The organism is Rhodococcus sp. T7 (assembly GCF_009872365.1).
In the GTDB taxonomy this organism is placed as follows: domain Bacteria; phylum Actinomycetota; class Actinomycetes; order Mycobacteriales; family Mycobacteriaceae; genus Rhodococcus_F.
Genome location: NZ_WXYH01000389.1, coordinates 139,985 through 140,294, shown reverse-complemented (window position 1 = coordinate 140,294; position 310 = coordinate 139,985). Strand labels below are relative to the sequence as shown.

Sequence of the window (310 nt, the reverse complement as noted above, 5' to 3'; positions counted from 1 at the left end):
TGACCACAGAACTGACGCTCGACGACCTGCGCCGGCAGTATCGCCGCGACTACGACCCGTACAACCCGGTTCCCATCACCGAACATCTCGCGGAGATGGCCGACAGGCGAGAGAAGCTGCCGATCAGCTACTCGATGCGAGGCAACGGATGCTGGGTCCTCACGCGCTACGACGACATCTCTAGTGTGTTGCGGCGCAGCAACCGTGGCTTCGTCAGCTTCCCCAACGACCCAGACGGCATCAACACGCAGGGTTCCGAGGAGGGCATGGTCCCGATCGAGATCGACGGTCCCCGCCACAAACAGTTCCG

At 62.6% G+C, this 310-nt stretch carries 1 pseudogene; it reads left to right on the top strand.

The window, feature by feature from the left end:
* Window positions 1-310 (top strand): annotated as a pseudogene (locus MLGJGCBP_RS50970) (cytochrome P450); the annotation flags it as partial.